We start from the raw sequence: 5590 nt of genomic DNA, 5'->3' as shown, positions 1-5590 counted from the left end.
TGGTGATCTTGGTCGTGAACCCGTCTACCAGGAGCTTTCTGTATGCCCGTCACCAGGATCGCCGGTCCAACCACCCGCCAGGTTGGAAGAGGCTCACTGTGCCTGTTTCACATTTAAGGTATGAGAAGCTGGTTGGCTGATTCGGAGCGGGACCACCAGAGGGACCAGTTCAGGGCCTGGATAACTGGTCCGAGGTGAGATGCTCAACGGACCACCGGCGACCACAACTCGTCCAGGCAATTCAACGCGTTCACGCTCTGCCGGAGACTGCACCAGGCTGTCGCCCGCCGCTGCCACTACAGAAGAAGAACCGGTCAGGCAACCATTTCTGCCTGGAGCACTGTCCTCACTGTCGTACCGTCTTCACGTCCGTGCCACTATGTGCTCACGACCACGCCAGTGTGTCGTCACCAACGCGTCCGGCACGGAGGTTAGGGTATTTCGACATTCATGATGCCCCAGACTGTGAAAGCGTGCTGCTACAAAAGGTCCCACCACCACCGCAGCGTGGAGAATCCCACTGGCTGGTTGAGTTCGGAGAGGCAGGGCGGATTTTTTTCTGTCAGAGTTAGTGAAGGCGCCTCGAGCTGCTCGCTGCTGTATCGACGGGTGCGCTCAAGGGCCCAGTCCAAGTGGCCGCGGATCAGTTTGTCGAGGCTCATCAAATAACGCTCTAGTATCCCGTCGTCCGTCACGGGATACTTGCCGCGCACTCGCTCGTAGCACCACATTACCTGGTTTCTCATGTTCATGGCCTGGATGATGGCAGCCTGGCCATCCAGGGACCAGTGGTGGGCCAAGGAGGTGACCAGATTTATTTCCTCGACATGCTTGTCGATTTCTACCGCATAGGAATATATGTCATTGTCCCAGGCGAGCAGTACTGCGGTCATGTCAATGAGGGCGTGCACCTCTTTGCGTTCCCGGACGTTGTCCTGAAGCTCGAATCCCGAGGCTATTTCCACGAGATCTGTCGCATAGCTGCCGCCACCGGCGTCGAGTGCCCGGATGGTGGTGACATGGTCAGGGCTAGGGATGGTCCGATTATGACGGTAGACACATCCCCATATAACGCCGAGTGCGAATGCGCGGTTGCTGTCGATCCAGCGTCGCCACACTCCCGGCGTGGCTATTTTGCGGAATGTTTGGCTAATCTCCCTAAAGGCCCTTGTATAAGGGGAGGCTGCCTGTACCGTGCTGTGGGGCGCATCGAGGATGCGCATGAGGTCACCATGCATGTCGACGGCGTCCGTCAGTCGATCCGCAGCCATGCGTTCTATTTCGTCGTCGAATGCGAATCCCCATAGATGGAATTTAGTGATGGCTTCCACTGTACTTTCTGAGGAGTCGGGAAAAAGTCGGGCGATGAAGCCACCGACATTCGCGTCGGCGAGTTTCGCCGATGTTGCGGGGTTCTCACAGAAACCCTGATGTGCCATCCAATCTATGGCCCGCTGGTTGATCTCGTCCCCAGCCGGGTGGACCTCAAGCTGAATCGGGCAGTAGAAGGGGGGGATATGTTTCCGGTTTCGCGAGTCCATGGGGCCCTTCGTCTCGTGCACAGGATCTTGCAGGCAGCGGGTGAGGTCTTTGTTGCAGGTTGCGCTTGAGCGGTAGGAATGAATTGCGGACATTACCTGGTCATGTCTATATTCCACTTCACGTAGATCCGTAGCACGCACTTTGCAAGCGCTGCCCCGGTTATGATTCCGCTGTGGGCTCCGTTCCAGATGACCCTATTGGGTTTCCTGGCTGACCTGGTCCGGCTTTGTCGGTCCTGGTCCACGGAGTAGATCCGGGAAGGACCACCGGACTTCTGCGTGGCAGTACAGGCAGGTTGGTTCACGAGACCCTTTCAGGGCGGGTTGCGATGATCCAAGATGGCTGATACAACGGGCGCAGTCGGAGCCCGAGTCAGAACCTCACCAACTTCCCGTACTGCTTCGATGCCTTCTCTACGCTGATCACAGCCCGGCCCTCCCCTCGCAGACCAGCCCTGGGGTAACGCAAGCAGGGCACCTTTCGGGTCACTGGGTTGCTGTTCATGTGCGCATGCTGACAACGCAGAGTCGGCGAATGAGCGCGGAACCTTTGCGGCGGCCGGCTCCACCGAGGTGCTTTCGAATCGGGCGAGGGCGCGTTCGTACCGCTCGCTGGTCATGTCTTCGACCTCGCGGTTGGCAGTGGACGTCGGCGTACTGCGGGATCGGGGACTCTGCGACGAGGGTGGGCAGCGCGTCGGCGGCTTCCTGGTCAGGCAGGGTTACGCGGATGACTCACCCCCGCGGGGACCGCCTCAGCGTTCTGGTGCAGTGTGCCGTCGGCGGAGTTGCTCCGGGTAGGACACGGCATCCGAGCGGCGCAGTGCCGCCGAGGCAAGCGGATCGGTGCCCGGGGCGCGCCCGACGCCGAGGTCGATGCGTCCCGGGTGAAACGCCTTGAGAGTGAGGTACCGCTCGGCAACCTGCAGTGGTGAGTGATTCGGCAGCATCACTCCACCGGCTCCCACCCGCAGACGGGTCGTGGTGTCTGCGATCCGGAGCGCGACCAGGTCCGGAGTTGACGAGGCGATCATGGGCATGCTGTGGTGCTCCGCGGTCCAGAACCGCGTGTAGCCGAGGTTTTCTGCACGCTGCGCCAGTGCGACCGCTCGGTTCACGGCGTCCGCTTTGGTCGTCCCGTCGGCGACCGTCGCGAGGTCCAGCACGGACGGGAGGTCCCGCTCGGCGGTGGGGCTCGCGCGAGGTGGTGTTCCCGGCCGCGGGGGCGGGGTGCCACCGCCGGGAACGTGGCTGCGTTCAAACACCTTGCCGTCCGATGGGAGCGACGTCTTGAACTCAGCCCGCGACAGATCTGCTGGAGGCACTTCAAAAAAGTTCACTCTTGATCCTGTTACGAGATCCTCCTGATCTTTCATTTCCGGTCCACCCAATCTGCGATCGATTCCAAATCCTTGAGGAACGTGCTCCAAGCTGTGCGTGAGAGAGTGATGAGTGAGTCCCAGTCCTCCGCGATCAGAAAGGACAGACCCATGTTATGGGCTTCCAGTTGGTCTGAGGAGCTGGCGAATCCGGGAACTGCTCCTCTGAGAGCATCGGAGACGGCTATGCCGAGAGCGCGCGAAGCACTGGAATTAGCGCAATGGCACGCCTGCGCTTTCATGATGTCACGAGAATCAGCCGTACATTGTCCCTCATTGCGTGCCGTAAACAGCGGCAACGCCTCTCCGGTTTGCACCTTGAACTTAGGAGCCGTAGGGCGTTTCGCTACGCCTTTAAGGGAAATTACATTTGTCGCCCAACGAGGGTTACTTACGTGCACGAACGCCGTACAGAGAAGCAATTTTGCCGCACAGGATTCAGCCTGCGAGGCGATAGCCACGGAGTCGCGCAACCAAGCTAGAATATCACCCGCCGAAAATCCGGAGTATAACGCCCATAGAACTCCATTTATCCTGTTCCCGTTGATCAAATCTCGCGGAAGGTCATAAAGATCGTGAATTATCCCCCAGGCGACGAGGCAACGTGTGTCCTCGGAGCTGCGGTAGCTACGGAAGGCAGACGGGCATCCCGTCATGAGAACACACGACTCCCGCGCCCCTACATCTGCCAAGCGGCTGAGCCATACGTCCTCCAGAGATGGCCGGGGGCCTGCTAGGACCGGGATCATAGGGGTGCGAAGGTATTCGATGGCCAACGCCTTCGTCGGAGACAGGTTGTCGTGACGCCTGGTCGCGCACGCCTCGACCAGTGAGGGCAACGCATCAAATATTTCGGCTAGCGCTCCGTCTGGTGCATCGACTCCGCTCGCCATATCAGCCCAGAATGCTATCGAGTTCACAATGGCAGCCGAAAACAGAGTATTCCAATTTAGGTGCAAAACCCAGTAGAAGCCAAGGCTGGACCCTAATGCCACGTCTATGAAAGGCGCATGACTCCCTGCTTTTTCCTGGGAAGGGTAGCGAGGGTTAGGGGCATGTTTCGCCAAGTCCATTGCTGCATTTTCCCAGGCGGCGCAATAGGTGGCGAAGTCGGAGCGTTTAGCCGCACCCCAGATGAGTGCCCCCTCCCATTCCTCGCATTCAGCTATCTTGACGTTGGCGAGATCGGCAGTAAAAGTTTCTAGCCAGTGGGTCCTGTGCAGCTTCGCGACCTTGGCCGTTACTGTATCAAAAAGCTCACTGAGGGTTGATATCCGCCGCGGGAGGTCGGGTACTAGTATTGAGCAGCACAGTGGGGCAAGGGTAGGTGAGGCGCTCTGTAGCCGCCGCACAATTTTTACTTCGTGCCGCTCTTGCGCCTTGGTCTCGCTTTCGTCAGGTCCGTGATGCGCGTCACGGGATCGCTTGAAATCAACCCGGCCCCAACCACGGGGGTTGAGGTCACCCGGCTCCCGCTCACCCTCTCCGGAAATCCAAGTGTAGGATTTGTTCATTTTCTGTTCTCCTTTGTATAGGGACCCGTTGATGCGGCCCCTTCCGGCACATCTTGCATGCCAAGTCTGTCCCTACAATGGGATAGGGTCGGGGGAAGAGCAATGGGCTTGCCCCGACAGCGCGTGAACGCGTTGAATTTCCTCGGACGAGTTGTGGTCGTCGGTGGTCCGTTGAGCTCGTAACAGGATCAAGAGTCAGGCTTCTTGAGGCGCCTTCAGCAGATCAGTCCGCAAGCCGGTGAGCTTTTTCCAACCTGCGGATCCACCCGGCGGTTGATGTGACAGACAAATGAAGCCCCGGGTAGACGGGTTAACGACCAAAATCACCCGTTTCGTCAGAGGCTTCAGCGACCATCCGAGCAGTTCGCTTCAGAAGCGAACACCGTTCAACGCGTTCACGCAGCCGAAGGCTCTGACGCCTTGTTTCGCAGCCTTCCGTCCAACAGTCTTGTTGTCGTAGTCCCGAACGCAGGCATTTCTCGCCGAATTATAGGCGCGAAAAAGCAGGTTGCACCTCGCCCCTAAGAAGTCCCCAGGCCCAGGAGATCCATCATGCGCAGAAAAATCGCAACACTCATCGCTGCTGGAGCCTTGGCTCTCGGCGGGGCCATCGCCGTTCCGGGCACCGCATCGGCCGCGACACCCGGATCAGCGTGCACGGTCCGAACCCTCAGCCTCATCGACTTCCAGCCGGTAGTAGTTGCTTCAGGCACGGTAAGCGACTCCGGAAACAGCTGTGTGATCGTAGACACCGGTACGCTCGGCAGGTACCTCGGCCCTGACCTGCTGGCAGCAGCTCAGCTCACCGGACTGCCGTGCGGCACAAACGTCGTGCAAGTCCTAGCTGTCGTGTGCAGGAATTGAGGTAAGGCGCCGCAGCCAGCTTGGATATCCCCGGACCAGAAAGATACCCGGGGATATTCGCATCCTCCCTCTTACGAGCTGGTGCGTGATTGCGTTGGGGACATGGGTGCCTGACCTGGGGTTTTTGTCAGCCGGTGGTGTTGCGGTCGGAGACGAGGCCTGCGATGGCCTGGTAGGTGGCGTGAACCTTCCCCTTGATCGTGGACGCCTGGAGACTGGAGCCTGAGGTTCCAGGGGAAGTAGCACCAGGTGGGAAACAAGTACACGAAGCGGTACACCGAGGAGTTCAAAC

The 5590-nt window shown here is 59.1% G+C and carries 4 protein-coding genes; 1 reads left to right on the top strand and 3 read right to left on the bottom strand.

From position 1 onward, the window contains the following. Nucleotides 1–479 precede the first annotated feature (479 nt). The 3 genes from KM933_RS38225 to KM933_RS38215 form a co-directional block, all read right to left on the bottom strand. Nucleotides 480–1541 carry a terpene synthase family protein gene (locus KM933_RS38225; RefSeq protein WP_221362091.1) on the bottom strand — a complete coding sequence of 354 codons (1062 nt, stop codon included), beginning with the start codon at nt 1539–1541 and terminating at the stop codon, nt 480–482. 755 nt (nt 1542–2296) lie between these two features. Next, nucleotides 2297–2917, bottom strand: coding sequence for an MsnO8 family LLM class oxidoreductase (locus KM933_RS38220; protein ID WP_221362081.1), 621 nt, complete (start codon nt 2915–2917; stop codon nt 2297–2299). Then, entirely contained in the window at nt 2914–4434 is a 1521-nt protein-coding gene (locus tag KM933_RS38215; protein WP_221362079.1) for a hypothetical protein, read from the bottom strand. Before KM933_RS38215 ends, KM933_RS38220 begins: the two co-directional genes overlap by 4 nt. Nucleotides 4435–4986: 552 nt before the next feature. Between KM933_RS38215 and KM933_RS38210 the strand changes: the two genes are divergently transcribed. Next, complete coding sequence (locus tag KM933_RS38210; protein ID WP_221362051.1) at nt 4987–5298, top strand: hypothetical protein; 312 nt, start codon at nt 4987–4989, stop codon at nt 5296–5298. Nucleotides 5299–5590: the final 292 nt, after the last annotated feature.

Source organism: Streptomyces beigongshangae, assembly GCF_019710745.1.
Taxonomy (GTDB): domain Bacteria; phylum Actinomycetota; class Actinomycetes; order Streptomycetales; family Streptomycetaceae; genus Streptomyces; species Streptomyces beigongshangae.
The sequence above is the reverse complement of the archived record's forward strand: the minus strand, read 5'-3'. Positions and strand labels throughout refer to the sequence as shown.

What these genes read in the sequence shown, in the direction of transcription:
- KM933_RS38225 (WP_221362091.1), bottom strand. Translation starts at nt 1,541, where the DNA reads ATGGACTCGCGAAACCGGAAACATATCCCCCCCTTCTACTGCCCGATT.
- KM933_RS38220 (WP_221362081.1), bottom strand. Translation starts at nt 2,917, where the DNA reads ATGAAAGATCAGGAGGATCTCGTAACAGGATCAAGAGTGAACTTTTTT.
- KM933_RS38215 (WP_221362079.1), bottom strand. Translation starts at nt 4,434, where the DNA reads ATGAACAAATCCTACACTTGGATTTCCGGAGAGGGTGAGCGGGAGCCG.
- KM933_RS38210 (WP_221362051.1), top strand. Translation starts at nt 4,987, where the DNA reads ATGCGCAGAAAAATCGCAACACTCATCGCTGCTGGAGCCTTGGCTCTC.